This is a genomic window from Listeria sp. ILCC796 (assembly GCF_900186175.1).
GTDB classification, from domain to species: domain Bacteria; phylum Bacillota; class Bacilli; order Lactobacillales; family Listeriaceae; genus Listeria; species Listeria goaensis.
In genome coordinates, this window is sequence record NZ_FYBV01000001.1 from 419925 (window position 1) to 445379 (window position 25455).

Here is a 25455-nt window from a genome sequence, read left to right on the forward strand (position 1 = left end):
GTTACACCTCCTATAAAACTCGACCGAATCCGTATAAATGGTTTTTCCAATAGCCTGACTGAATGTTTGAGTATTCCACGCCTGAATCATTGCTATTATACATTTGACCATTCCCCAAATAAATCCCCACATGCGTAACGATTTTTCCCTCATATGTCCCCGAAAAGAATACTAAATCGCCTGCTTTAGCTTCCTCCGCTGTAATACGTTTAGAAAAATAATATTGCTCTTCTGCTGTCCTTGGTAAGATTACATGAGCTTCTTTATACACCCATTGCGTCAACCCCGAACAATCAAACCCAATATGAGGATTATTTCCACCCCAAGAATATGGTTGTCCTTGAAATTGAAGTGCTTCTTTCATAATCAACTGAACTTCACCTGCCATCGAGCCATTTCCTCCACTGTCTACTAAATAACGGCGAACATGGGGCACATATTCGGGGTCACCATAATTCCCCCATCCCATTTTAACCGCCATGAAAGAACTAAATTCATGAGCTAAAGCTAACGTATATTTTCCCCCTCGTCCATTTTGAACCCATGTGATAAATCCACCTCCAAAATTATAACTTTGCAGTGCTAAATTCACATCACCCTTCGCATCTGCTAAAACAGCTTTAAAATGCTTACAACCCGCATCAATCGAAAGTTCAGGGTCTGTAATTGTGTTTGGGGGTAAGCCCAGCGATTCTGAACTCTGCATCACATCTGGAACACGCCCTCCAGATTCCTGCATAGTTAATGCCATCAAGATATTGACATACTGCTCCAATCCATATTTTCGCGCATACTTTTCAAAAAGGGGACGGTAACGCTCGACTTCCTGTGATACTTTCGCCGTACTTCCTTCTTGTGATGTCGAAATCTCAAATGACTGTTCAGAATCCGAATTAGAGAACATTAGCACAACCATAATGGGAATAGCCAACAACGTCACAAGTAAAATGCTACCCCACTTGATGAATTTCATCATCATCACCTTCATTTTCTACATCTACTGCTGGCGGTTCCATCATTTCTAAAGATTGAAAATAATCCTCATTTACTGGTTCAGGTTGTGGTGTCCGTTCAAAATTAGACAATTCTTCTTTTCCTTGTCTAAAATCGTCAAAATCAACTACATTTCGAGATTCTTCTTCACTCATTGAACCCATATCTGTATAAGTCTCATCTAAAGAATCAGAATCATTTACATTCTCAAAATCAGTATAATTTCTGCTATTCTCTTGATTCTCTTCAGGAGATTCAAGTTGTCCTACAGAAGAATTCTCTTCTCCAAGAGTCTCTTGGTCTTGACGAGAATAATTATTTTCTTCAAAAGATTGCGTATCAATCTCACCTATTGCATTATCTAAAGTTTCTGTACCCTCGCTATCCTCTCCTCTTAACTCGCTTCTGCCACCTAAATCAGGAAAAGTAAAACTTTCTAGCTTAGGGGACGAAAAGCCTTTAGTAACCTTATCCTTTAAATCAGATACATGAGGCATCGGAGCATTGACTCGTACTTGTCCTGCTGTAAATAATGCAATCACTTCGTTTCGATACTTTAATAAACAAATAATCGTTATAGCAATCGCCAACATATTAACAAAATACATACTCGGACTTGTCGGCGGAAGCAATTTATCCATCAAGGTGACAATCAGAAAAATAGCTAAAATTAACAAAGAAACCAATGCCTTCATTAAAAACAACGCAATCATTTTCCCAAATGTTTTTAAAAAGCTGTTTGAAAAACTTGGTAAAATGCTTAATATTGCCGTAATAGCTAAAACTATACTCAACAACATGGGCAACACAGAAAAAAGTACATGAAGAAATGCAATCAGAATCAACGGAATTCCTAAAATCAAAGTAAACAAAAAGGCAATAAAGGCAATCGCCATTTGATAATCCACATAACCAGCCGACATATTAGGATTGTTCTTTGAATTTATTTCTTGCTTTATTATTTCATTTCGTTTATCTTGTCCCGCATCCGTAGATTTTAATGATAGCAACCTGTCTACCCTATTTTTATCCCCTTTTATAATACTGGCTTTATCTGGAGTCCCATAATTCATCAACAAATATGGTCGTTCTACGGTTAAATCAAAATAAAAATTACGCATCACAGAAAGGGCTCCCTCAAGCTCTTGCCCCTCTGGAATTGTCACCTCGGAATCAGTTGTAAACGTTGTACCTGCCTTCATCAATACCCCTTCCGTTTGTTCCGTCCAATGATTCACCACTTTCAGGTAATAAGACACATTTGAAAACCAAACAGTTACTAATCCCATAACTAAAAATAAAATCAAGCCTCTTTTTAACGTTTCCACCGCATTTTGTTTAAAGACAAAAATAAAAAACAAATGCGACACAGCAATAACTACAAATAGCGCACCAAAACTTGCCCATAAATGGTTATACAGTTGTGTCGATATTTTCCCAATCAAGTCCGCGACTGCATTCACCACATCTAAGGAAAATAATTTATCAATACAGGTATCCACCATTTCCGAAATAATTTTACTTAAAAAGAAGAAAAAATTTGTAATCCCATTCATCGCGCCAACTGCAGGTTTACTTAACCAGCTTTCGCCTTCCGTACTCACATTTGCACGATAATTTGCTAATGGGTAATACTTACTATGAAGCTCAATACCCGCCACCGTTTCAATCTTCTTTTTCACAGTTGTATTTTTTTCTTTAGTTGCTTCTTCTTTCGTTTTAACCTCACCTTTATCCGTAATGACCACATCAGAATTAGGTGCCACTTCCGCTTGAACTGTTTGCATTGTCATACTCATAAAAACCAACACAAGAAACATTGCGCACATCATCCGTTTCAAATGAGACACCTCCTAAGCAAATACCTTTTCGGCTTGTGAAGAATGTGTTTGTTCAACTGTTTTAAAAGCTTCTGTCCATTCCTTAAATAAGCAATGTATCGAAATTTTTCCGACTCGACCATATACATCTTTGAAAAGACATTCTCCTTTAATCATGTTTCGCAATAATTTTTCATTGTTATTTTCCTTGTCCTTTTCCACTTCTAAATGCATAAAGCGCAATATATCTTTTCGTTCGCTTTCCTCATCAAATGCAAAGTTTACACCGAAATTACCACTGTCTTCTTCGCTATTCACATCATGCACCGATTGCGTTACTAATATCAGCGCATTATTAAAGGAACGTCCGATACGGCGCATCATTTGAATTAATTTAGCACCTAACCGTGAAACTGTCAGCATCCACGCTTCATCAAAGACGACTACTGTATGTTTTTTTCTATCTGCTGAACCAAATTTATTACAAAACTTGGATAATGCCATCATAATCGCCACAGCATTTTTTTCCGAATTGCTATAAAACTGCGCATCCGCATTTTTATCAGGTAAGTCAAGTCCTTTAATGCCTAATATCGTCATTTTTTCTTCGATTTTTAATCCGTCCGTGTTTCCACGCGAAAATACAAGTTGTAAAATGCTGTTTTGAATCATTTGATGCAACAATTGCCCTGCATTCTTGACATCTTTTTCTTCATTCTCCATCATCCGCTCTATGACTGTCATAAACCCAACAGCCTGCCCATTTTCTCGCTCCCTTAAGACATCATCAATTGAACGCAACAAGACGCGTTTCACATCATCTTTATTTGTTAAACTATAGATTTGCTCAATAATGGCCACAGCCGTATCTTTCGCTTCCGCACCTTCTAACATCACTAACGGATCAAGAACACCATGACTTTTTGTATCCTCCACATCTAAATTCACATAATGAAATGATTTTAAATGCTGACAAAACAGCGGAAAATGTTTTTGATAATAAGGGTCATTCGCGACCTTTTTAAATTGTTCCTCTGTCTCGGTTTTGGGGTCAATATATAACGTCTGTACATCGAGCATAGACAAAAACATCAACAGCATTTTAATTAAAAATGACTTCCCTTTCCCTGTTTGACCTGTAATACTAATATGGGGTGAATCTGTTAACGCCCCCTCTAAGCCCTTATTCGCAATAAAGGGATGAAAAAAAACTAAATCCCGACTTGAACGAACCGAACGATTCAAATCCCCGCTTCTATCTAATCGATTAATACGCCCCAAATAAAAACCAATATTATTTCCCAGTCTTTGGCTCACTGCAAATAAATTTTCTGCAAGCCCTGCAGATGTTGTTTTTTGAATCCAGTGCCGTCCCTCCAAGCTTCGACCAGGTAATAACTTATAAAAAATCTGTAGTTGGTCAGCACTTGGCTGAACAGTACTAATTTTTGCACGTCCTAACAAACGTCCCAACATTTCCGCACGTGCTTGACAACTTTTTTTAGTATCCCCTGTCACTGTAATGGCAACCATCCAATGCATAAATTTTTGATTACCGCCACTTAATTGATTGTCTAAACGGTCTAAAATAAAGCGCGACTTTTTCACAGAATCTTGAACCGTGCCATCTGTTTCCGCCTTTTCGCTCCCCATCGTATTCATTTTCGTTTTTATACGATTCGATTTACGAAGCACCGCATCACCATTTTTAAACTGTCCTTTTATTTTAACTTCCACACCGAAGGAAGCCGCCTGTAAACGTTCAAATAAATGTGAAAACTGCATATTATAATCAAAATTATCAACCATAAGATGCGTCATCCATTTTTCTCCTTCTCCTGTTTGAAGTTTTAAATAGCCTGGTGTTGTCGGGTCAATAATCGCATCAGTAATCGCTTCGACAGAACGCTTATTTGATTCTTGTTCCACTACATGGGACATATCACGTATAAAATGATAGCGATTCAAATAAATCAACTCATCTTCTGTTAAACGCTTCCCACGTACAGATTGGACTAAGCGTAATAAATCTTCTTCAATTTTCGTGAATCGCTCAAAAAAGGTATCTTCCACCTCACGCGTCATCTGTAGTAGCGATAATATCGTGCTTGAAATCGAATCCACAGCATTTTTTAGCTGATTTTTACGTGAATCCATTGTGAGTACATTTTCTTTCAACTTCACACCCACAATAAAATCGCTTCGTGTCACTTGCCCCAAACTATTTTTCAGCATCGCAACTGTTTCATTCGCATAATAACGACCTAACGTCTTTGATTTAGGGTCAAAGTCCTTCTCCAGTTCACGATTCATACGTTCTAACTCCATTGACTTAGGCATCATATGCAATTCAAAATCACGATACTGTTCCAATTGGTTTAAAAACTGTTCAAATCTAATTTTTTGTTCTTCTTTTTCTTCTTTATTTCCAAAAGATATATATACAGGGGAAAGGCGATAATACGCCCATATATCCCCTTTTTTTGTTAATAATAAATTGCCTTGCACTTGTTTAAAAGGAGTCTCAAATGCCATTTTATCGCCTTCTTTCTAATTGAATTGGCTTATCTAAATACAAAACAGGTACATCCCCCGAAAATCGTTTTTTGGGCACCTTAATTGTGAAAAAATAAACCGCATAATCCCATAAAAAATAATGAATTTTTTTTCCGTCCGGATTAATTTTCAACAACCAACCCGACAAAAAATAAGGCAAGCCCACAAGTACAACTAAGTCTAATCCCGGCATCACATTTTTCAAACTAAATATGAAGTCTCGAAACAGGATTTCAATCCCGAAAATAACTATAAATGTCACAAAACGCGCCAAACGAATACCACCGAATGGCACATAAATTTTATTCGTTACTTTACGAATCACATACGGATGTTCATACGCTAACTTGTAATTATAAATCTCTCGATTGTCCACCTAAACCACCTTTTCCCATATGGCCTTAATCGCTGAAATAAGCGCGTTAGGGTCGCCAATTATCCACATGACCGCCGCCGCAAAAGCGATAAAACCAATAAACTTTCCGATTTGTTGTTTAAACAGAAAAACGACTGCCATTACTACTAATACAATGGTTGCAGCGTTGGCTGTTTCTGTTGACACATAAGATGTTAAACCTCCCAAACTTGGTAAAGCTCCAAATGCTAAATGACTCATCCACAACATAAATTCTTTTCTCCTCCTTCTAATCACCTAGCGTATGCGTTAATTTTTGTACAAAATACTGCCCTTCCTTTTTCGATAATTCCAAAGTAAAAACTTCTTTATCTGGCAATGAAGACCCCTTGTCTTCAAATTTGACTTCTGCTTTCACAAGAATATGATGACCCTTCTCATAAGCCTTGAGAGAAGAAATTTCATCAAATTGTTTCAATCCTTCTAGGCTTTCAGGTTTTTTCATCATATAAGCCATATCTTGCTTGGAATCACTCGCATAGTGTTCAAAAAAGCGTTTCGCGAACATTTCAACTTCTTCACTTTCCTTCGCTGAAACAGAAGCCAGACCTTTATCCTCTGCCGAATCCATAACTTTCTTAGATGCATTCGAATTTAACTCAGGTATGACTTGAAAATAGGGGTTTTCAATCACTGTAAACTGATTACCATTCTGTTTAATTGGCACATATAATAAGGCATCTACATGTGTTTTCACTTCCTTTGTGTATTTTTCAGATACATTTTTAATCACTACTTTGTTTCCTTGCTTCGCCTTCACTTTCTTTAGTCGCGTCGCCTCCTCATCATTCAAATTGTCATAACCTACTTTATAAACTATAACCACATGACCTTTTTGTTGCACTACATCATAAAATAAATTATTCGTTAATTTCCGTCCCGCATCCGATTGCACCCACTCGTCAAATGAAAATCCTTTTGAAACATATCCGCCCAATTCCTTAAGATAGGTTTCTTTTTCTCCTTTGGGGACATTTAAATACTTCTCTACAAACTCTTTTCCAAACAAAACCATTCGTTGAGAATTGCTTGGATTGTCAGTTTTTGGCACATTATTTTTGGATTCCTGCATAATTTTTTCAGTAGTATTTTCCGCCTTAACAGCTTTCAAATAGCCTAAAACACCAGAAATCGAAATAATAAAAATGAACACCCATAAAATCCTTCGTACTAGCACAGGATTTTTTTCTTTGCGAATGGATCGCGATTCTTTTTTCCGGAATCGTATTTTGCCATAATCTTCACCCATAAACTTCCAAAATGACTTGAACTTTTTAAACATACTGTCAACCCTTTCTACCGCACTTCGTTTGCTCCCCATTTCTTTTCATACGGTATTGCTTCTCAAACCTCATTCAAAGAAACGGTTACACTTAAAATTTCACATAATTCTCGTTTTTTTTAGTGAAAAAAAGAGATAATAGCCGATGATACCGCCTATCACAGACAAAACTTTATAGATAATTTTCCAATAGTGTTGAAAAAATAATTTCACAGTATCCACTCCTCCTTGAAATTTTATTTCATTTTCACATTATTCGCATTGATATAATTTAAAAAGCCACGAACTTTAGCTAACAACTGAGGCGCCTCTAATTGACGACCATACACTTTCTGATGCGTCATTTTCCCATCTTTCCGTTCATATCGAGCTTTATAAAAGTCATACACGTATCCACCACTTCTAGGCTTCTCACCTAAACGAATACGCATATCTGGCTTATAAACTTCTATGACTAGCATCGTAAAACGCCCAATTTCTCTAATATAAATGCGTTTGGATAAAAAATTTTCAAATCCCCGCGAAGTCACAGCCTCAAATCCTAATAAGCGTATCTCAGTATCCATATTGCGTTTCATTGAAAACACCTACTTTATTCACTCTTTTTTAGATAATCGACTATCGGGATGTTGGGGTAAACTATTTCATAAAATTTTCTGCAATTGTGAAACAAAAAATCATAGTCACTTTGGCGTATTACTGTCTCTTCTTTGAATTCATTCCAAATTTTTTGCGGATTAGGCATTACACCATCTGTCCACTTACAACCTTGCTCCTCAAGGTTGTGTATCAGTTCCTCGCATTCTTCTGTACGTACTGCGTATAATTTCATATCGTTTCCTCCCAATATTTAAAGTCAAAAGATTTCCCTCGCCGTCGGGAACTCGGCAAACGGTTAGAAACCATTTGCAAACAATAGCGTGAAAATCGTGCGCTCGTATCAACTCCTTAAATTCCTTCCGCTTTGCTCCAGTCAGACATTTACCGTTGACACTTCCTGTTTAATCCGTTTTTTATCTATATTTCTTTAGTAAGCAATTTATATTCCTGCATATATTTATCTAATATCTCGTGATGTTTTTGAGTGATTTTAGCATTTTCAATCACCGTCTGTATAATGTCCTCACCTGTTAAGCCTTTTAATGATTCAGCAATCCAAAGTGATGGTGCAACCGCATTCTGTAGCCATGCGTAAAAACTCGGAAATGACTTTTCAGCAGGTGCCATTGTTAACTTTATTTTATCTATATCCCTCATGAAGTATGCCCAAGGTCTCCAAGTCTCACAACGTTCTTTTTTTTCATGCGATCGATTCGCTAAAAATCGAATTTTCGCATTAAGAATAGGCATCACAACAGCCATCACATCCCGTTTTTTGACTAATTCTGAAACAACCAGCGAAGCACGTTTCTGTCGAAACTTCAGTTCATAACGATTCCACTTACCGATTTGTTCAACATCCGTTCCAAATTTATTCGCTCTCTCATAGTTTTTTTCATAAAAAGTCATAAAGAATTCACTTTGACGACTGCCAAAATCAATTGTTTCTCCGCGCCCTTCGCCATCCGAAAACTGAAAAGAACCATGTTTTTTCCCAAGACGTAATTGTGTTTGACACAAACCATTTTCTGCCATATCCCGCAATCGCGAAATTTTAAAGTATGTTTTTTTGTCATCAATCGCTAAATCTACACGAGTAAAGTTAACTTCAAACTTCATCGCATCTTCAAAAAAATCAAACCAAGTTCTTTTTTGAGTATTCAGGAAAACTTCAAATTGCCTGCATGCTTGCCCTGTCAACAACACTTGATAATAAGCCAATTCTCCTTTGTTCCGAGTCACTAATATTCTTATTTTGTCATAGCATAAATAAGCAGAAGCTCCGAATATCCCTGTTCCTTCGTCCTCAATCATCATATCGAAAGGAATTTTCAAAAGATGCTCACATATCTCTTCCGCACTTGCCGACTTTACCGTAATCTGAACCCAATCAATGCACGCGGACAGATACCCAGCACCATTTTTTTCTTGTGGGGTAGTTACCCACCTTTTAGTGTCGGTGGGTTTATTCGCTTCGCTCATATCTCTTCTTCCTCCATTACTATTTCTTTTATCTTTACGCGAGGCGAAGCCTCGCCTGCTAGCTCCGCTCCTTCGCTCTTGACTCCGTCAGGCGCCTCCTGCGCCCACGCTTCGAGCGCTTTGCTAGCATATTGGGCAATCTCACTTCTAAAATCAAATTCTGGAGGAACATACGGGCTATAAAAACTCCTCACTTCTGTTGTCACTCCATCAAGAAAACAATAACCGCGCCCTTTTTCGCCCTCAAAGTTCACAAACGTTTTATCCACACTTCCGAAAGCCATTGAATAGCCTTCCGATGACATTTTTCCTAACGCAATACGTATTCCTAATTGGTCTCTTATATCTCCCGGCATAAAACTGGCATCTGGTCTTTGAGTGGTCAAAATTAAAAAATAACCTGCTTCACGCCCCATTAGAACTATTTGTCGCAAATAATAACCAAATTTTTCTTTATCTTCTTTTTTCATAAAACTTTGCTGTAATGCCACAAATTCATCAATAATCACAACGACCGGACGCAATTTATAATACGTAAAATCTTTACCAGCCATATAATCAGTTCGTGCCCTTATCGCATCAAAGCGTTTTATCATGTTTTCATAAGTTTCACGCAAATTCTGTATGATTTTATTACCTTCAATAAAGACACCCGGCAACGTATCATTGAGTGATGCAAGCGCAGACCTCTTTACATCATAAATAGACACTTTAGCCCCCATTTTCAATAGATTTAATAAAATCGTAAACAAAAAATACGTTTTACCGCCGCCTGTCCCTCCCACAATTAAACCATGAGGAGTCTTAGCGATATTCCAGACTAAGCCATCCATTAGTACTATTTCATAATTCGCCACTTCTGTCTTAGTAATGTTCACCCTATCTTTATCAAAGCCTAAACGAATATCGTAAATCATATAACTATTACGCAAATATTTTCTTTGCAAATCACCCGAAAACATATCTTCTAAGGGATTACCCCATTCTTTAAATTGCTGATGAAACTTTGACCCATCCAGCAAAACAGAAATTTGAATATTTTTACGTGTTGCTTTGACATACACTTTAGGATAGTAAACAATTTTTTTCTTCACACTATGCTTTTGCCCAAAAATTGGAACAACAGTGACATTATCAATCAAAAAGTATCTTCCTAAGTAAATCATGTTTGCAATTCGAGAATAGGTATACATTTTCCTAATCATGCTAAGAGCACACACCGCAATCAGTAAGAATACGAATGAAATTAACACTATATTTTTAAAAAAAGTTGGAAACTGATATCTCAAATAAACTGGAACAGCTATAGATAATATAAAAACGCTAAGCAAATAGTAAAGTAATAAATGACGCATATAAGGTTGTATACGCACACCTTTATAACGAAAGAATTCTAATAACATCTTTCTTGCCCTCCTTTCAAAGGGCTATCATAAAACATTTTTATAATAGCCCTTCTAATTATTTAAGTTTAGGCTTACTTTCCACCTTCTCACCATTTTCATCTGCCAAACGATCCGATGAGCTAATAGGAATAATTGCAGTCCCCACAAAACGGTCAACCATTTTTCCATTACTGCGGTCACCGAAAGTTGTTACTGTTGCATAAGGTGAGTAGGCTAGATTTTCGACTTTTACGGTTGCATATTCTTTAACGTTAGGCAACTGGCTCGTTTCCAATTTAATTTCAATTGAACCCCCAAGTCTTGGAGCACCTAATGTACAGACAACCGTTTCAAATTCTTCAGTTCGTTTGCCCTCTACATAACCATATTTTCCAACCGCTCCAATAAATTTCAATTCGCCTAAATGCGCTTTTACTTGCTCTTCTGTTAAAATAATTTCCATTTTTCATTTCCTCATTTCATTTTTTTATTTGCTATTCAATAGCATCTTTAATTTAATATCTTCTAATTTCGTAAAATACTGCTTCGCTTGTGTTTGATTCACATAGAAAATTTCATTTACTTTCTGTAGAATCAACATTTCTATATGGGTTAAATTCATACATATTTCTAATTTCACATGTAACTTTTTCGCCAGCTCAAATAATTCATCAAGCGCTTTAGAAAATGTATACTTAGAAATCCAAATATCAGAACGAGGATGAAGAACATCCAAATTCACAGCAGTTAAATTCATTGTCGTCATGTTTTCACCCCCATCCTCATTTTATCGCTTATTGACGAGCTTTTTTCCTTTGACAAATCAAGATAACAACAGCAGTCACTGCTAATAAAAGCCCCGCAACTACATATGGCCACATTAACGTATCACCCGTTTTAGCTAGTTTCGTAGCTTGAACGTGTTTCACTTCTTTTTCAGGTGCCACTTTAGCCACTTCTATTTTTTCTTTTTGCACTTTTTGTACTTGAGCTTGCTCTTTGACCACAACATCTTTTGTGTTTTTTGCTGTATAAGAAAATACTTGTTTATCTTTCGTGACAACAATATCTTTCACTTGAAAGACACCGTGATAACCCGTTGGATTTTTGGTTTCTTTTACGCTATATACATTATTTGCTTCTACATCGAAAATTGCTTTTCCGTTCTCACCTGTTACTTTCTTTGTTGTCACACCATTCTTATCAGTCAAAGTAAATTCTGCCGCTTTTAATGGTTCTTTCGTTACCGAATCAATTTTCAATACTTCTATTTGACCTTTCATAATTTTATTTACAAACTCGCCTGCGTTGGCATTCACACGGTCATAACTGATTGTAAAAGGATGTTTCACATTATTTAATACATAACCGTCTACAGTTGCAGACTCCAACCAATAATAATGACCAAATGGCAATGAGTCCACCTTCCAAATACCTTTTTCATCGGTTTTGACTGATTTTACTTTTTCACCTGTTGATTTATAAACATCCATTGTCACACCCGCAATTGGTTTCTTAGCATCTGTTACTTTTACACCTTGCACTGAGCCCATTTCTGCTTGGATGGCTGTTGTAAAGCTTGCTGTTTTCACTTCTTTAAAAGAATCTAAGCCATACGTAGCAATATCTTGATAATTGGGTTGACCAGTTAGACGTTTAGCCACTTGATAGGCATTTTCAAAATCGCCTTTAACCGTCACTTTAGGCTGTATCGCTTGTCCATTCACTTCACTAATTGGTGTGACAACAGTAATTTTAGTGCCGTTTTGAATCGTTTGAATGGGATTCCCCTTTTCATCCGCTAAATAAGAGCCTTTTGTGGCATTGGATAAGGACGCCGTTAATGTACCTGTTCCTTTTGCATTCACGGTTACTGGAGCGCTAATAAATTTGTCTCCTACACGTTTAGAAGTAACATTCATAGCTGATACGGATAGCGTATTGGTGAATGCTGGCACCGTTGGATTGCCTGCTTTTTTCGCTTCCGCTACAAGCGCCTTAATTTTGTTAACCGTTGTATAAGAGCCATCTTTATCTACGTACGTTTCACCACTTGGATTCGTTAATGTAAAATCATCCGGGGATTTAATCGTATGAATCGCCGCTTGAATCAAGTATTCATCATACGCCCGATTACCTGTTAAGTTCTTATTTTCTTTATAAAACGCATTCAGCAAGTAAGTGGTCGCATTGTCTAAACGTTCCGCTTCGTTATAAGATAACCCGTTTGGTGACGGCTTACTAAAATTAATACAGAAGACCACATGCCCCGCTGAATCACGCAAACGGTCAATCATTCTTACAGGCTGTGGATTGCCTGCTTTAACACTGTCAGGACCATATAAATACGTCACATTATTCGAAACGATGCTAACAGTTGTACTTGCCGCATACGCCTTTGGTGCCATCGCAAAAGCTGTTAAAACACTTGATACTAACAAGAAAGCTAACAACAAAAACTTAAATCCTTTTTTTCTACACAATTGAATCATTTTTCTAAAAACCACCTTTTCATTTTTATATTTTCTAATTCTGTTTCTGTTAATCATTAGATGTCACCGCATCACCCCTTTAAAATATTAAATCTCTTTAAAAATCAGTAATCCCCATCGCCTCTCTAATTTCTTTGTTATTCAAAATCAAAATTAGATTATCGATTTGAGAATACAGCTCATGCAATTCTTCTCCAAGCTCAATTATCTGCAATCTATCAGTATTTAATGTTAGTTCATCAATAATCCCATCAGCTTTTTTAGTTAGCTGAATATATTTTTTTTGATTTTCATTCATGTTAACCACTCCTTTTTTTTACTTTTCAGGCAACAAAAAAAGAGCAAATGAACTTACCATTTGCTCTTAATCGTTTATTCAATTAATACTGTAATAATTCTTGTTCACTTGTTACGTTTACAATATAAGCACCACTATGCAACTTTTGTAATACGGTTACCATTTTACTTGTTGGAATTGCAACACAACCAGCTGTTGGCGCCCCATTACTACTATGCAAGAAGAAACCTGAACCTGCACCTTTTGTTCGGCTTGTATTATAGTTTATCACAACACCGTAACGATATTGGGTTGGATAGCTTGCTAAATGTTCATCAGCACTGCTAGATGAGTTTCGTTCTTGCCAAGTGTTATACTGACTGTCATTCACATTTGAAATCCAATAACTGCGATTTGTAATCTGTCTGAACGGCAAGGAGGTTCCTGGATTACTCGTTCCAAACGCAAAACCGAGTGAATATGCTCCGCGTGGTGTTCGACTATGATATTCATCTGCAGAACCTACGCCTTGGGAGCCAACTTGTCCATACGTGGAAAATATTTGTTTCCAAGTTCCGCTAGATTTTTCCCAAAATTTCACTTGTGCACTTGTTCCACTGGCTACAACGGTAATAATCTGGCTCGTTCGAGATGCCAAATTCATCCTAGTCACAATCGGAACATTAACTTTTCGTGAAGGTAGATTTGAAGATTGATTGGATGAACTAGATTGTCCACTTTGTTTTGGTGCTGTTGTGCTTCCTTTAGTTACATCATTTCCTGCACTTGGTGCTGAACTTGTTACATTATTCTTACTTTTAACATCTTTGCCAGTTTGCTGATTCGTCTGAGAATGATTATTTGAGACGCTTGCTTTCGTTTCTTCTTGCTTTTCTGCTTTCTCCTGTTGATTTAAAACTGCATATGCTTTTTGAACATCAGCTAATTGTTCTTTTTTGGCTTTTTCTTGCAACGTTGTAAGCTCAACTTCTTTTTTCAATGCATCCAGTTTGCCACGCGTAACATCTTTTGCTAGTACTTTTTGCTGTTTATTCGTAAATAATGATTCTACTTTTACTTGATTAACTGTAATCTGTTTAACCATTTCATCAACACGTGCTAACTTTTTATCTAAATCTGTTTTCACTTTTTTATTTTCTATTTGCCCAACAAGTTGCTTTGCTTTTAATTCTAAATCATCGGAATATGTATCACTCAATAGTTTCTCTTCTTCTGAGGCAAACAAGCGATTAACCACCGATGTCGCATTCTTTTCTAATGATTTTTCTTGTTCAAGCGCTACTTTCTTAGCTTCTTCTTTTTGTTCTTCCGCTTTCACAGCGTCTTGATGCTTAACAAGAACCACCGATACTAAAATCAGCAAAATTAAAAAGCTACTTAGCGCTAACCATATTTTTTTGTTCCCTTTTGTTTCCATTCTTCCAGCTCCTTTACTTTTGTCTATAGATTATTTTACTAAACAACACACAAATAATAAAATATTTATCTTTCAATCAATTAATTTAAGTTATTGAATACAAATTTAAGAGCAATGAAATCACACACTTGGACAAATCGAGTCTTATCGCTTATAATAAAATTGTCTAGGTTTTATTATGAGCGTGCTTGATTTATCTCAAGTGCGTTTTTTCTATATGTAATTGTCAAAGAACAGTTTTTTCATTATCGAAGAAACAGGTAATCAAAATGTTTTAGCGTTCTAAATCGCCCAATCGAATTACCAATTTACTTTCTCGATGGCAAAATTCACATCGTGATAATATTTATAAAAATTTTAAATGATGGCGATTAACGCCGTAATGCTTGCAAATTCGGCGAACTGTGCAGCCTTTCGCAAGTAACATTTTGTAATTCTTAGAAGTTAAGGGAAGCATTAAATAATGACGGATAACCATTTCTTTTAAAGCTAGTTTCATTCGAACCGTCCAATCGCCTTCGAACTTACGAGCCAACGGAACAGCTTTACGCATTAAATCTCTAGTTTGTTTATCAGTCAATTTTACTCCCCCTCAAAATCCAAAAATAAAAACATTAGGTTAAACAACCTAATGTTAAAACAAAAAAGTATAATACTAAAAATCTATAGCTGTATATATTATGTAAACTAGAAAACTTGATATTAAAAGCTTGGAATGGTTATCTTTTTTCATTACCTGAAAATGATACACCACTCCAAGCCTATATGATAAGTCATGCTGAACATCTTATTTGATTAAAAAGTAAAAATAAATTTGTACTTCAATACTGCAATAATTCTTGCTCACTAGTTACGTTTACGATATAAGCGCCGCTATGCAATTTTTGTAAAACTGTTGCCATTTGACTTGTTGGTATAGCGACACAGCCAGCAGTTGGCGCACCATTGCTACAATGCAAGAAAAAACCTGATCCTGCGCCTTTTGTTCGGCTTGTATTATAGTTAATCACAACGCCATAACGATATTGCACCGGATAACTTGCCATATGTTCATCAGCACTGCTAGATGAATTTCGTTCTTGCCAAGTGTTGTACTGATTATCCTTTACATTTGAAATCCAGTAACTTTGATTGGTAATTTGTCTGAATGCTAAAGATGTACCCGGATTGCTTGTTCCAAAAGCAAAACCAAGGGAGTAAGCCCCTTTAGGTGTCCTGCTATGGTATTCATCCGCAGAACCAACGCCTTGCGAACCGACTTGGCCATAAGTAGAAAATACTTGCTTCCATGTTTCGCCTGATTTTTCCCAAAATTTCACATTTGCACTCGTTCCACTGGCTACGACAGTAATAATCTGATTCGTTTGTGAAGCAAGCTTCATTTTTGCAACACTCGGTATGTTCTTGCTTGATGCTGATGGTGCACCGGAAGAATTATTGGAATTCGATTTACTCGATTTTGATTTCGATTCCGGACTTTCTTGGACACTTGTAGCAGACTCTTTGATCGAAGATTGAACATCATTCGAATTTTTGTCTGCCTGGCTTTCAGCTGAACTACTTGTAGCTGCTTTTTGCAATTCTTCGTTCCGAATAAGTAAATCATACGCTTTTTGTACATCTGCCAGCTGTTCTTTTTTTGATTTAGTCTGTAAAGTCCCATTAGTCACAGCTTTTTTCACACTATTAATGTCTTCACGAGTTACATTTTGCGCTAATGTTTTCTTCTGCTCATTTGAAAATAACGCATTCACTTTCAATTGGTTTGCAGAAATCTGGCTGACAAACTTATCTACGCGAGTTAATTTTCCTTTTAAATTGGCTTTCATTTTTTTATTAGCCAATTGTTGCACAAGTTGTTCAGCCTTCGTTTTAAGATCTTCGGAATACGTGTCACTCAATAATTCTTCAGTTTCAGATGCAAATAAGCGTTCCACTGCAGAAGTCGCATTTTTTTCTAATGCCATTTCTTGCTCCAATGCCACTTTTCTTGCCTCTTCTTTTTCTTCTACTGCCTGCACAGCTTCTTGATGTTTTACTAATACGACTGAAACTAAAACAACTAGCATCAAAAAGCCGCTAACAACGAACCAGATTATCTTCTTCCCCTTCATTCTTTCAACTCCTCGCCTAATATGTAAATTATTCCACTAATACTTATAAATAAAACAAATTATTTAATGTAACAATAGAAAAACCGACTTCTAATGTAAGAAGTCGGTTTTTCGTGACAGAAATGAGTTGGTAACTGTCTTGCAACGCCTGGTGAATACTTATATAATAGCATATTTTATATCGTAAAAGCTGTGAACAAAATACGAAAATTGCACATTAATTAGGTATAAAAATGGGTGTTTTACACATGAATTAATAAAGAGCATCTAGAATTGCTTTTCTAGATGCTCCAAATTGTTTAACTTCGCAACCCGCGCCCTTTTTCAATCAAATACCAGCAAATCGAGTAAAGTACGGCGATAAAGAGCACAAGAATGCCCACTGAAACCCAAAGTGATACATCGGTTTTTCCAAGAAAACCATATCTAAATCCTGAAATCATGTAAACAATGGGATTGATTTTTGAAACTGCTTGCCAAAACGGTGGTAGCATAGCAACGGAATAAAATACCCCGCCAAGATATGTTAATGGCTGCAAGACGAAGGTTGGTACAATAGATACATCATCAAAAGATTGAGCGAAAATACCATTTAATAAGCCTGCCAATGAGAATAAAATAACCGTCATCAGAAGTGAAATGATAATAATAGACCAAGAATACACTTGTAAAGGTACGAAGAAAAGGGAAATCATGGTAACGAGTGCGCTCACAAGGATGCTTCGCCCTAAGCCGCCAATAACAAAGCCCCAAATGATAACATGTGTGGGCACTGGCGCGATTAGCAATTCTTCAATATTTTTTTGAAATTTTTGTGAGAAAAAGGAAGATGACACGTTTGAATAGGAACTTGTGATGGCTGACATCATGATTAGGCCAGGCACGATAAATTCCATGTAGGAGAATCCCCCCATCTCCCCGATTCTTCCACCGATTAAATTGCCGAAAATGACAAAGTAAAGCGATGTCGTAATGACTGGTGGTACTAAGGTTTGCACCCAAATACGCATATAACGGTTCGTTTCTTTTACGGCTAAGCTTTTTAAGGCTGTATAATATAGATTAAACATGTTTCTCCTCCACTCGGTGCTCTTCTTCTGTGATTTTCAAAAACAGTTCTTCCAAGCGATTGGATTTATTTCGCATCGAAAGAACATTTATCCCTTGTTTCGAGAGCTGTTCAAATATTTCGTTGATTCCTTGATTGCGTTCCACTTCAACAGCGAGTGTTAACTCGTCTTCGAAAAAACTTTTATAGCCAGCAATTTCAGGCTTTTTATCATAAGGTGCCAGATCAAAAAGGAACGTTTCAAATTGGAGTTTCGCGAGTAGCGATTTCATGCTGGTGTTCTCGATTAGTTCGCCTGTCTGAATGATCCCGATGTTACGGCAAAGCATCTCTGCTTCTTCCAAATAGTGTGTCGTTAAAATAATCGTTGTTCCCTGCTCGTTCAGCTCTTTCAGGAACTTCCACATCTCACGTCGAAGTTCGATATCCACACCGGCAGTTGGTTCATCTAAAATAAGCAAGCGAGGCTCATGCATGAGTGCACGGGCAATCATTAGGCGACGTTTCATACCACCTGATAACATACGGGCGCGTACATTGCGTTTTTCCCATAAATCGGATTGTTTTAAATATTTTTCACTGCGTTTAAGCGCTTCTTTGCGGGAAACTCCGTAGTAACCAGCTTGGTTTACGACAATTTGTTGCACCGTTTCAAACGGATTAAAGTTGAATTCCTGTGGAACTAGACCGATTTGTTGCTTGGCACGAACTAATTCTGTATCTAAATCATAACCGAATACATTCACTTTGCCTGATGATTTATTGACAAGTGATGTAATAATCCCAATTGTTGTTGATTTTCCGGCACCATTTGGACCTAGTAGAGCGTAAAAATCACCTTCTTCTACAACTAAATTAATTCCACGTAAAGCTTCTACGCCAGTTGCGTATACTTTTCTTAAGTCTTTTATTTCAAGTGCATGTGTCATTTAGTGTTGATCTCTCCTTATTTTAAACAGCTCGCCCTGTTTTGGGCACTTTGCTATTATACCACATCATTTACGTAATTTTACAATAATGGAACCCCAAAAAGAGCCCCTTCCAAAAGGCTCTCTTTGAGTTTGTTTTCATCATCCCAAAAGATGATAAATTGATTCACCGTGATGTTGATGAATCATGTTCACTATATCACAAATTAAGTGTCAAAAACGTAAACTTCCCCAGAAACCCCATTTTTCGTCTTAAACGACCACATATACAGTGAATTTATACACTTTTTATGTATTTTTCTGAAAAGTAATTGCTAAAAAGCGTATGACTCTCGATTAACGACAGTCATACGCTTGCTTAGTTTATTTAAAATAAAATCCTTTAAAATCATACTTATACACGCGATAAGAGGTTACTCCGTTTCCGCTTAATTGATAAGTACGAATAACTTGATGATTTTTGTCATATTCAGTAAATATACCTTGTAAGCCTGGATTCACGAGTAGATTATCCCCCATTTCTTGAACGCTACTCACAAAGGCAGAGTACGGGACTTCTAATGAGTCGACCAGTTCATACGTGCCTTTATTCTCGTCAACTAAATATTTAGAATAGCGACTGTAATCACCATCAGTACTTTGGTCAGAGAAGCTATCAGGATATGCCGACCAATCGAAATTTGTTCGGGAATCCATTATTTTTGAATTATTGTTAAACATATATAAATAATACTGCCCCTCTTCCAATGTGGCATCTTCAACATATGTCACCGAATGTTGACCGAGTTGTGAAACAAAATCGCTTTCTTTTTCCAGTACAAAGTTAGAATAATTCCCTACACCTTTCCAAACACTCTCATCTGAAATAAAGTAATCGATTGACAAGGCGTCCTCGATATTACTGAGCTTCATAATTGTAGAAGTTTCTCGTGAGCTAACAATAATGCTACCATCTTCAACATATTGAATTGTATTTAAATGAATGGGATCCCATTTACCTGCATAGCTTGTGATAGTCTCAATTCCGGTTGCCAGTTGGTATAAATCAGGTAGCAACGCTTTAAAATCAGCAATTTGTTTGACCTTACCTGTTTTAGTGTTGATTTGAACAATTCTGTCCTCTACCAAATTGTCTTTTTCTTCTGCTTCTTCACTTGTTGCAAGCGCTAATAAATTGCCTTCTTTATCCAAAGTAAAGTCGTGGTGTAAGTTATAGCCCGCGCTTCCTACATCATAAACTTGTTCAACTTGCCCTAACTGATTAATACGAGCGATTTTTTCTGCTGAAATTCCGTAATACATGGACTGCTCATCAAACACAAAACGCATAGAGTTGTAAGAAAGAATGGGATATTCGCCTCTTATGATACCATCGTTATCCACTAAGTAAGTGGCTCTTTGTGATACATTTTTATCACCAAACACCGTGTACAAACCGCTTGTTAAGGCTTTTTCGCTTGTCCCATCAGTGACTTTTAATGTGTTTTTATCTTTACTTACTAATTTTGGAGGTGTATAGGTTAATGTTTTTGTCGTTTCATTTCCCTCCTTATCTGTTACTGTTAAGGTAATGGTATTTTTAACACCTGCTACAAAGCCAATCGCTTGGAATTCATGTTTTGTTTCGTATTCATTTTCTGAACTATTTGCCTCTCCTGCAAAATCGGGATAACCTGCTGCAGATATTTGGTAACTTACTTTACTGACTTTCTCAGTTTCAAAATATATGTATACACTCGTTGTATTCGTTAAATACGGATTTGATAATGCTAAAATTTGAGGGAATTTATAGTGACCTGCTGCTTTTTTTGCTGCAATTAATTGAGCAATTTGTGCTTGTTTAGCCGTATTGAAAATATCTTGATAGGCGTTTATTCCGATATTACTATAATCAAGTACTTCTACATCTTTTGAAGTTGCAACCGATAAACTAAATTTTGTTTTTTTATCTTCATTTTGATCAGCTTCTGCTTTAAGACTTTGGGAAAAGAGATAGGCGCAAACGATGCTACTTAGCCCTATTAACATGATAATTGTCCAAATAAGCGATTTTTTCCTCATTATAATTCCTCCTTGCCACTTCAGTATTTTTAGCTTAGCGTATAGATTTTAAAATTCTATGACAATATAGTGAATTTATTCATAAAAAAAACCATTCCAATTGGAATGGTTTTTCTTACGATTTAATTATACTTTCCGATAAACTCTCATACCTGCGATGTAAGAAATAACAAGTAAACCAGCAATCCAAGCAAGTGATAGCCAAGCATCGCTCGTAAGCGGCTGGGCGTTAAATAGGTCACGCAACGTCTGAATAATTGGTGTCATCGGCTGATTTTCTGCAAAAATCCGTACAAACTTGTTCATTCCTTCAACTGGAACGAATGCTGAACTAACGAATAAGAGCATTAAGATGACATAAGAGAATGCGCCTGCGCCTTCAATACTCCCTGCCATTAAGCCAAACGGGACTGAGAGCCATGTTAACATAAAAGCGAATAAAACAAGGAGTAAAATAATGAGTAGCCATTCTCCGAAGTTTGCATCTGAACGGAAACCAATTAGTAGTCCTACTAAAAGAACTGCTGCACAGGAAATCATCATAAAAATAACAGATGCTAACACGTGTCCACCTAAAACTGCTGACTTCGCGATTGGCATTGATTTAAAACGTTCAAACATTCCTGCCGATTTATCGAGATTTATTCGAAGCGATGTATAGGCTGAGCTTGACGCAATTGTAATAAGCAGAATCCCTGGCATAATGTAATCCACATAATCTTGATGGGATAAACCTTGAATCTGCACGGAACCACCGAAAATATATACCATACCTAGCATAATCATAATTGGCATAATCACAACTGTAATCATCGTATCAATACTACGTAAGTTGTGTTTAATAATGCGCCCTGATAGCGCGAAAATATCACTGAAATACTCTTTCATTATTGTTCACCCTTTCGTCAGTGTCACGAATACATCGTCAAGCGTAGGACGGATTGTCTCAAAATCAGTCGGCTCAAGGTGATGGTCGTTCAACACTTTTAAAATATTCAAAATAGTTGTCATTTCTTCAGTCAGTTCAATAGAAATTAGTTCAGGGGCAAGCACTTTTGGTTCGAAATCTATCAAAACTTCTTTTGCTTGCTTTAAATCCTCTGGGGAGAAAGTCAAATGTAGTCTGTTCTCACCCGCCAAGCGTTTCATTTCTTTAGGCGTTCCGGTTGCAATAATCTTTCCATCTTTCAAAAAGCCTATGGTGTCTGCCAATTGATCGGCTTCTTCCAAATATTGCGTCGTTAAGAAAATGGTTTTCCCACTACTTTGGAGTTCCCGAATTACTTTCCACAAATCAAGGCGGCTACTTGGATCAAGACCTGTTGTAGGTTCATCTAAAAATAAAATTTTAGCATCTCCTACTAAACTCATAGCCAAGTCGAGTCTTCGTTTCATTCCCCCTGAATACGTGGAAACAATTTTGTCTTTCGCATCTAACAAGCCAAATTGCTCTAAAAGGGAGAGTGCAACGGCTTTAGGATTTGAAACGTGTCGTAGCTTACCAATCAGTACTAAATTTTCTAGACCGCTTAATACCTCGTCAACACTTGCATGCTGGGCATTGTAACTAAACACTTTTTGTGCTTCGCGCGGGTCTTTATCAACTGGTAGTTGGTCAATTTCAACTTTCCCTCCGTCGCTATTTAAAAGCCCTGTCACAATTTTAAGCAATGTGCTTTTTCCAGCACCATTTGCACCAAGCAATGTATAAATACTACCTGCTTCTACTTGAATGCTCACATCTTCTAAAACTGTTTGTTTTTTGAAATTTTTCTTAATATTCCGAATATCGATAATAGGCATCATAGCCTCTCCTTTCTATTTAAGCGTTTTTCTAAGTGCATTCCGTTGTTTTTCCATCCAAGTTTCTTCTGGAAATTCATTTAATAAATTGTCTGCAAACTCTGCCAAATCATCACCAACAACATCGCGTACATCTAGCTGGTCCTCTACGGCACTTTCAAACATTTCAAGAACACTCGTTAAAATATCCATCATGCCTGAGCCTTTTGCGAAATTCCATAAATACGTTTGAATGCCCTCCATGACACGGCGATACTCAGTTGGTAAGGCAGCAACACGTTTTTTATAAGCTTTATAGGCACGCTTTTCCTCGCGGTATTTTTTATACCAATTCATCATTTCGCTTCCCCTCCTTCTACCTCTACCATTTTAGCTGCAATAAAATCCCAACGTTTCCAAAAACTTGCTAATTCTTCTTTACCCGTATCATTTAACGTGTAAAACTTTCTAGCAGGTCCTACATCGGATTTTTTCTTTTCAACTTCTACAAGGCCTTTCTTTTCTACACGCATTAAAATCGTATACACAGTACCTTCGACAATTTCATCAAAACCTAAATCATTCAAATACTTAGTGATTTCATAACCGTATGTTTCTCCTTTAGAAATTTTCTGGAGGATCATGCCTTCTAAGACACCTTTTAACAGTTCTGTCAATCCTTTCATAAGGTCCACCTCTCTACTTTGTATTACTAGGTACAACTATATAGTAATACAAAGTAGTGGATTAGTCAACACTTTTTGTTTAAATTTTTTTATAAAAAAGAGCACTCTCACGAAAAAGGGGCTTCTTATGCCATTTATACGCAAAAAAAAAGCCAATAGTTTCATTGACTTTTTATGATTTTCTTTTTCATTGTCATAAATACTTTTAAACGAATTAATGAATATCCAGTCATAATGCCTAGCACATTTAAAAAGATATCCCCTGTATCAAAAAAACCGACGGCGAGTATAAATTGAGTGCTTTCGACTAACGTAATTAAGATGATGGCTGTTAGTAAAGTGCTAATAAAGTTCCATTTATAAAATAAAAAGCCGATTGGAATAAAAGCTAAAATATTCCCTGTCGTAATGACGCGTAAATTCCCTTCTAAAAATGGAAAAATAAAATCAAAAGTTTCAAAAGAAAAGCCTTGAACATGACTAGCTTTACCAAATAATAGGACAATCAAGCTAGCAAAATATAACATATAGGCTAAAATCGTTAACTTCTTATTAAATTTCCATTCGATCAGCTGTACGCCGATGAGATAAATAAAAAGTGCCGTTAGTCCAATCACGATGTAATCTACAAAACTATATATTTCCATAATGTGATGTAAGTAAAATAATAGCCAGCCTTTAAAATAATAGACGTAAAGATAAAGCGCTAGCGCTACGGAAACAAAAGGTAAGATTCCGATAGAAGCTATTTTTTTCATTTTGTTTCCTCCTAACTTGAATGGTTTATATTAGTATAGCGCTAACTTATAAACAATTCGTTAAAAGGATTTAAAGAAAATTTAAATTCGTTCCTCACGTACAAATAAAAATAAAATCCCGCCAATTAAAAATAGTACGATTAAGCTGGCAACACCATAAGAGGTATTTCCAGTCAGTTGTGTGATGATACCCATTAGTGCAGGACCAATGATCGCGGAGAATTTACCAAATATATTGTAGAAACCGTAAAATTCATTTGACCGCTCTTTTGGAATAATTTTCCCGAAAAAAGAACGACTCAGTGCTTGAATGCCGCCTTGACTTGTTCCTACAAGCACTGCTAAAATCCAAAAATCAAGCGTTATTTTCATGAACACTGCATAAACACAAATGATAAGGTAGACGAAAATGGCGACGAGAATCAACTTTTTCGCCCCAAAGTGCTTGGCTAAAAAGCCGTAAAAAATAGTGAACGGGAAAGCAATCAGTTGCGTGACCAACAAAATGATGATTAACGTTGTGTCCGTAATCCCCAAATCAATACCGTATGATGTCGCCATTCGAAAAATGGTATCCACACCATCAATATAAAAGAAGTAAGCGATTAGAAATAGCGCTATCGTGCGGTATTGGCTAATTTGCCGAAGTGTCGTAAATAAACGCTTAAAACTCGTGCGTACTGGATTTTTCACTCGCTCCAGAAAATGCTTTTGATGAACATTTCTAAAGAAAGGAACCGTAAAACCAAGCCACCAAATCGCTGTAAGTAGAAAACCGATGTTCACTAAAGCCACTTCGCTAATGGGCAGTATTCCTGTTGCTTTTAAAATGATAAAAATCACAAATGGAATCGAACTTCCCAAATAGCCAAACGCATAGCCTGCTGACGAAATCCGGTCCATCCGGTCATTCGTCGTCACATCAACTAAAAAACTATCATAAAAAATATTCGCGCCCGAAAAACCAATTAGAGATAGCGCATAAAGCCCAAGCAAAATAAGCCAGCCATCGTTTGGCACAAAAACGAATGAAACCGTACATAAAACCCCTAAAAGCGTAAAAATATTAAAGAATCTTTTTTTGAAAAACTGGTAATCCGCAATCGTCCCAAGAATCGGTGCCAAACAAGAAATGAGCAAAGTCCCAATTGAATTCGCATACCCCCAGTAAGCCGTTGACATATGATCGCTTACTCCAGCACTAGATGCTAAACTTTTAAAATAAATCGGCAAAATCGCCGTCGTAATCATAATGGAATAGGCGGAATTCGCCCAATCTTGAAGTATCCAACTTTTCTCCTCTTTTGTAAACATTC

Annotated in this window: 26 protein-coding genes; all 26 read right to left on the bottom strand. The window is 36.8% G+C overall.

Features of this window, described 5'->3' with window-relative positions; genetic code table 11:
- Positions 1 to 10 precede the first annotated feature (10 nt).
- Positions 11 to 973, bottom strand: a complete 963-nt coding sequence (locus CFS04_RS02005) for a lysozyme family protein (protein WP_255377763.1) — start codon at positions 971 to 973, stop codon at positions 11 to 13.
- Positions 951 to 2825, bottom strand: a complete 1875-nt coding sequence (locus CFS04_RS02010; protein ID WP_369821508.1) for a CD3337/EF1877 family mobilome membrane protein — start codon at positions 2823 to 2825, stop codon at positions 951 to 953. Before CFS04_RS02010 ends, CFS04_RS02005 begins: the two co-directional genes overlap by 23 nt.
- A gap of 21 nt (positions 2826 to 2846) precedes the next feature.
- Positions 2847 to 5348 (bottom strand): ATP-binding protein, encoded by a 2502-nt coding sequence (locus tag CFS04_RS02015; protein ID WP_088808930.1) that lies wholly within the window; start codon positions 5346 to 5348, stop codon positions 2847 to 2849.
- A 1-nt stretch (position 5349) separates the two neighbouring features.
- Positions 5350 to 5745 (bottom strand): TcpE family conjugal transfer membrane protein, encoded by a 396-nt coding sequence (locus CFS04_RS02020; RefSeq protein WP_088808931.1) that lies wholly within the window; start codon positions 5743 to 5745, stop codon positions 5350 to 5352.
- Positions 5746 to 5994 (bottom strand): TcpD family membrane protein, encoded by a 249-nt coding sequence (locus CFS04_RS02025; protein ID WP_088808932.1) that lies wholly within the window; start codon positions 5992 to 5994, stop codon positions 5746 to 5748.
- 19 nt (positions 5995 to 6013) lie between these two features.
- On the bottom strand, positions 6014 to 6937 hold the full coding sequence (locus tag CFS04_RS02030) for a conjugal transfer protein (protein WP_159457876.1): 924 nt from the start codon (positions 6935 to 6937) through the stop codon (positions 6014 to 6016).
- Between the two features lie 365 nt (positions 6938 to 7302).
- Positions 7303 to 7644, bottom strand: a complete 342-nt coding sequence (locus tag CFS04_RS02035; protein WP_088808934.1) for a hypothetical protein — start codon at positions 7642 to 7644, stop codon at positions 7303 to 7305.
- Positions 7645 to 7658: 14 nt separating this feature from the next.
- Positions 7659 to 7898 (bottom strand): hypothetical protein, encoded by a 240-nt coding sequence (locus CFS04_RS02040; protein ID WP_088808935.1) that lies wholly within the window; start codon positions 7896 to 7898, stop codon positions 7659 to 7661.
- A 185-nt stretch (positions 7899 to 8083) separates the two neighbouring features.
- The gene (locus CFS04_RS02045) at positions 8084 to 9148 is read right to left on the bottom strand and encodes a replication initiation factor domain-containing protein (RefSeq protein ID WP_088808936.1); all 1065 of its coding nucleotides are present in this window, start codon (positions 9146 to 9148) and stop codon (positions 8084 to 8086) included.
- Complete coding sequence (locus CFS04_RS02050; protein WP_088808937.1) at positions 9145 to 10551, bottom strand: FtsK/SpoIIIE domain-containing protein; 1407 nt, start codon at positions 10549 to 10551, stop codon at positions 9145 to 9147. The genes CFS04_RS02045 and CFS04_RS02050 overlap by 4 nt, the downstream gene beginning before the upstream one ends.
- A 58-nt stretch (positions 10552 to 10609) precedes the next feature.
- On the bottom strand, positions 10610 to 10996 hold the full coding sequence (locus tag CFS04_RS02055) for a hypothetical protein (RefSeq protein ID WP_088808938.1): 387 nt from the start codon (positions 10994 to 10996) through the stop codon (positions 10610 to 10612).
- A 24-nt stretch (positions 10997 to 11020) separates the two neighbouring features.
- Positions 11021 to 11299 carry a hypothetical protein gene (locus tag CFS04_RS02060; RefSeq protein ID WP_088808939.1) on the bottom strand — a complete coding sequence of 93 codons (279 nt, stop codon included), beginning with the start codon at positions 11297 to 11299 and terminating at the stop codon, positions 11021 to 11023.
- Between the two features lie 28 nt (positions 11300 to 11327).
- Complete coding sequence (locus CFS04_RS02065; RefSeq protein WP_088808940.1) at positions 11328 to 13025, bottom strand: collagen binding domain-containing protein; 1698 nt, start codon at positions 13023 to 13025, stop codon at positions 11328 to 11330.
- A gap of 97 nt (positions 13026 to 13122) precedes the next feature.
- Positions 13123 to 13323, bottom strand: a complete 201-nt coding sequence (locus tag CFS04_RS02070) for a hypothetical protein (protein WP_088808941.1) — start codon at positions 13321 to 13323, stop codon at positions 13123 to 13125.
- Between the two features lie 82 nt (positions 13324 to 13405).
- Entirely contained in the window at positions 13406 to 14740 is a 1335-nt protein-coding gene (locus tag CFS04_RS02075) for a toxin Cry1Ac domain D-VI-related protein (protein ID WP_255377764.1), read from the bottom strand.
- A gap of 346 nt (positions 14741 to 15086) precedes the next feature.
- Positions 15087 to 15320, bottom strand: coding sequence for a hypothetical protein (locus tag CFS04_RS02080; RefSeq protein ID WP_088808942.1), 234 nt, complete (start codon positions 15318 to 15320; stop codon positions 15087 to 15089).
- Between the two features lie 241 nt (positions 15321 to 15561).
- Entirely contained in the window at positions 15562 to 16854 is a 1293-nt protein-coding gene (locus tag CFS04_RS02085; RefSeq protein WP_088808943.1) for a toxin Cry1Ac domain D-VI-related protein, read from the bottom strand.
- A gap of 299 nt (positions 16855 to 17153) precedes the next feature.
- Positions 17154 to 17924: an ABC transporter permease gene (locus CFS04_RS02090; protein ID WP_088808944.1), complete on the bottom strand. Its 771-nt coding sequence runs from the start codon at positions 17922 to 17924 to the stop codon at positions 17154 to 17156.
- Positions 17917 to 18852 (bottom strand): ABC transporter ATP-binding protein, encoded by a 936-nt coding sequence (locus tag CFS04_RS02095; RefSeq protein ID WP_088808945.1) that lies wholly within the window; start codon positions 18850 to 18852, stop codon positions 17917 to 17919. Before CFS04_RS02095 ends, CFS04_RS02090 begins: the two co-directional genes overlap by 8 nt.
- 363 nt (positions 18853 to 19215) lie before the next feature.
- Positions 19216 to 20913, bottom strand: coding sequence for an aryl-sulfate sulfotransferase (locus CFS04_RS02100; RefSeq protein ID WP_088808946.1), 1698 nt, complete (start codon positions 20911 to 20913; stop codon positions 19216 to 19218).
- 126 nt (positions 20914 to 21039) lie between these two features.
- Positions 21040 to 21801, bottom strand: a complete 762-nt coding sequence (locus tag CFS04_RS02105) for an ABC transporter permease (protein ID WP_088808947.1) — start codon at positions 21799 to 21801, stop codon at positions 21040 to 21042.
- A gap of 6 nt (positions 21802 to 21807) precedes the next feature.
- Positions 21808 to 22716 (bottom strand): ABC transporter ATP-binding protein, encoded by a 909-nt coding sequence (locus CFS04_RS02110; RefSeq protein ID WP_088808948.1) that lies wholly within the window; start codon positions 22714 to 22716, stop codon positions 21808 to 21810.
- Between the two features lie 15 nt (positions 22717 to 22731).
- Positions 22732 to 23055, bottom strand: coding sequence for a DUF1048 domain-containing protein (locus CFS04_RS02115; protein ID WP_088808949.1), 324 nt, complete (start codon positions 23053 to 23055; stop codon positions 22732 to 22734).
- Positions 23052 to 23381, bottom strand: a complete 330-nt coding sequence (locus CFS04_RS02120; RefSeq protein ID WP_088808950.1) for a PadR family transcriptional regulator — start codon at positions 23379 to 23381, stop codon at positions 23052 to 23054. Before CFS04_RS02120 ends, CFS04_RS02115 begins: the two co-directional genes overlap by 4 nt.
- A gap of 161 nt (positions 23382 to 23542) precedes the next feature.
- Complete coding sequence (locus CFS04_RS02125; RefSeq protein ID WP_088808951.1) at positions 23543 to 24139, bottom strand: VanZ family protein; 597 nt, start codon at positions 24137 to 24139, stop codon at positions 23543 to 23545.
- Between the two features lie 81 nt (positions 24140 to 24220).
- Positions 24221 to 25453 (bottom strand): MFS transporter, encoded by a 1233-nt coding sequence (locus CFS04_RS02130; protein ID WP_088808952.1) that lies wholly within the window; start codon positions 25451 to 25453, stop codon positions 24221 to 24223.
- Positions 25454 to 25455: the final 2 nt, after the last annotated feature.

Coding starts and splice junctions, on each gene's coding strand:
- CFS04_RS02100 (WP_088808946.1), bottom strand. CDS start 20,913: ATGAGGAAAAAATCGCTTATTTGGACAATTATCATGTTAATAGGGCTA.
- CFS04_RS02105 (WP_088808947.1), bottom strand. CDS start 21,801: ATGAAAGAGTATTTCAGTGATATTTTCGCGCTATCAGGGCGCATTATT.
- CFS04_RS02125 (WP_088808951.1), bottom strand. CDS start 24,139: ATGAAAAAAATAGCTTCTATCGGAATCTTACCTTTTGTTTCCGTAGCG.
- CFS04_RS02005 (WP_255377763.1), bottom strand. CDS start 973: ATGAAATTCATCAAGTGGGGTAGCATTTTACTTGTGACGTTGTTGGCT.
- CFS04_RS02040 (WP_088808935.1), bottom strand. CDS start 7,898: ATGAAATTATACGCAGTACGTACAGAAGAATGCGAGGAACTGATACAC.
- CFS04_RS02120 (WP_088808950.1), bottom strand. CDS start 23,381: ATGAAAGGATTGACAGAACTGTTAAAAGGTGTCTTAGAAGGCATGATC.
- CFS04_RS02045 (WP_088808936.1), bottom strand. CDS start 9,148: ATGAGCGAAGCGAATAAACCCACCGACACTAAAAGGTGGGTAACTACC.
- CFS04_RS02060 (WP_088808939.1), bottom strand. CDS start 11,299: ATGACGACAATGAATTTAACTGCTGTGAATTTGGATGTTCTTCATCCT.
- CFS04_RS02095 (WP_088808945.1), bottom strand. CDS start 18,852: ATGACACATGCACTTGAAATAAAAGACTTAAGAAAAGTATACGCAACT.
- CFS04_RS02090 (WP_088808944.1), bottom strand. CDS start 17,924: ATGTTTAATCTATATTATACAGCCTTAAAAAGCTTAGCCGTAAAAGAA.
- CFS04_RS02110 (WP_088808948.1), bottom strand. CDS start 22,716: ATGCCTATTATCGATATTCGGAATATTAAGAAAAATTTCAAAAAACAA.
- CFS04_RS02070 (WP_088808941.1), bottom strand. CDS start 13,323: ATGAATGAAAATCAAAAAAAATATATTCAGCTAACTAAAAAAGCTGAT.
- CFS04_RS02075 (WP_255377764.1), bottom strand. CDS start 14,740: ATGGAAACAAAAGGGAACAAAAAAATATGGTTAGCGCTAAGTAGCTTT.
- CFS04_RS02015 (WP_088808930.1), bottom strand. CDS start 5,348: ATGGCATTTGAGACTCCTTTTAAACAAGTGCAAGGCAATTTATTATTA.
- CFS04_RS02115 (WP_088808949.1), bottom strand. CDS start 23,055: ATGATGAATTGGTATAAAAAATACCGCGAGGAAAAGCGTGCCTATAAA.
- CFS04_RS02025 (WP_088808932.1), bottom strand. CDS start 5,994: ATGTTGTGGATGAGTCATTTAGCATTTGGAGCTTTACCAAGTTTGGGA.
- CFS04_RS02055 (WP_088808938.1), bottom strand. CDS start 10,996: ATGGAAATTATTTTAACAGAAGAGCAAGTAAAAGCGCATTTAGGCGAA.
- CFS04_RS02130 (WP_088808952.1), bottom strand. CDS start 25,453: ATGTTTACAAAAGAGGAGAAAAGTTGGATACTTCAAGATTGGGCGAAT.
- CFS04_RS02085 (WP_088808943.1), bottom strand. CDS start 16,854: ATGAAGGGGAAGAAGATAATCTGGTTCGTTGTTAGCGGCTTTTTGATG.
- CFS04_RS02065 (WP_088808940.1), bottom strand. CDS start 13,025: ATGATTCAATTGTGTAGAAAAAAAGGATTTAAGTTTTTGTTGTTAGCT.
- CFS04_RS02050 (WP_088808937.1), bottom strand. CDS start 10,551: ATGTTATTAGAATTCTTTCGTTATAAAGGTGTGCGTATACAACCTTAT.
- CFS04_RS02010 (WP_369821508.1), bottom strand. CDS start 2,825: ATGATGTGCGCAATGTTTCTTGTGTTGGTTTTTATGAGTATGACAATG.
- CFS04_RS02035 (WP_088808934.1), bottom strand. CDS start 7,644: ATGAAACGCAATATGGATACTGAGATACGCTTATTAGGATTTGAGGCT.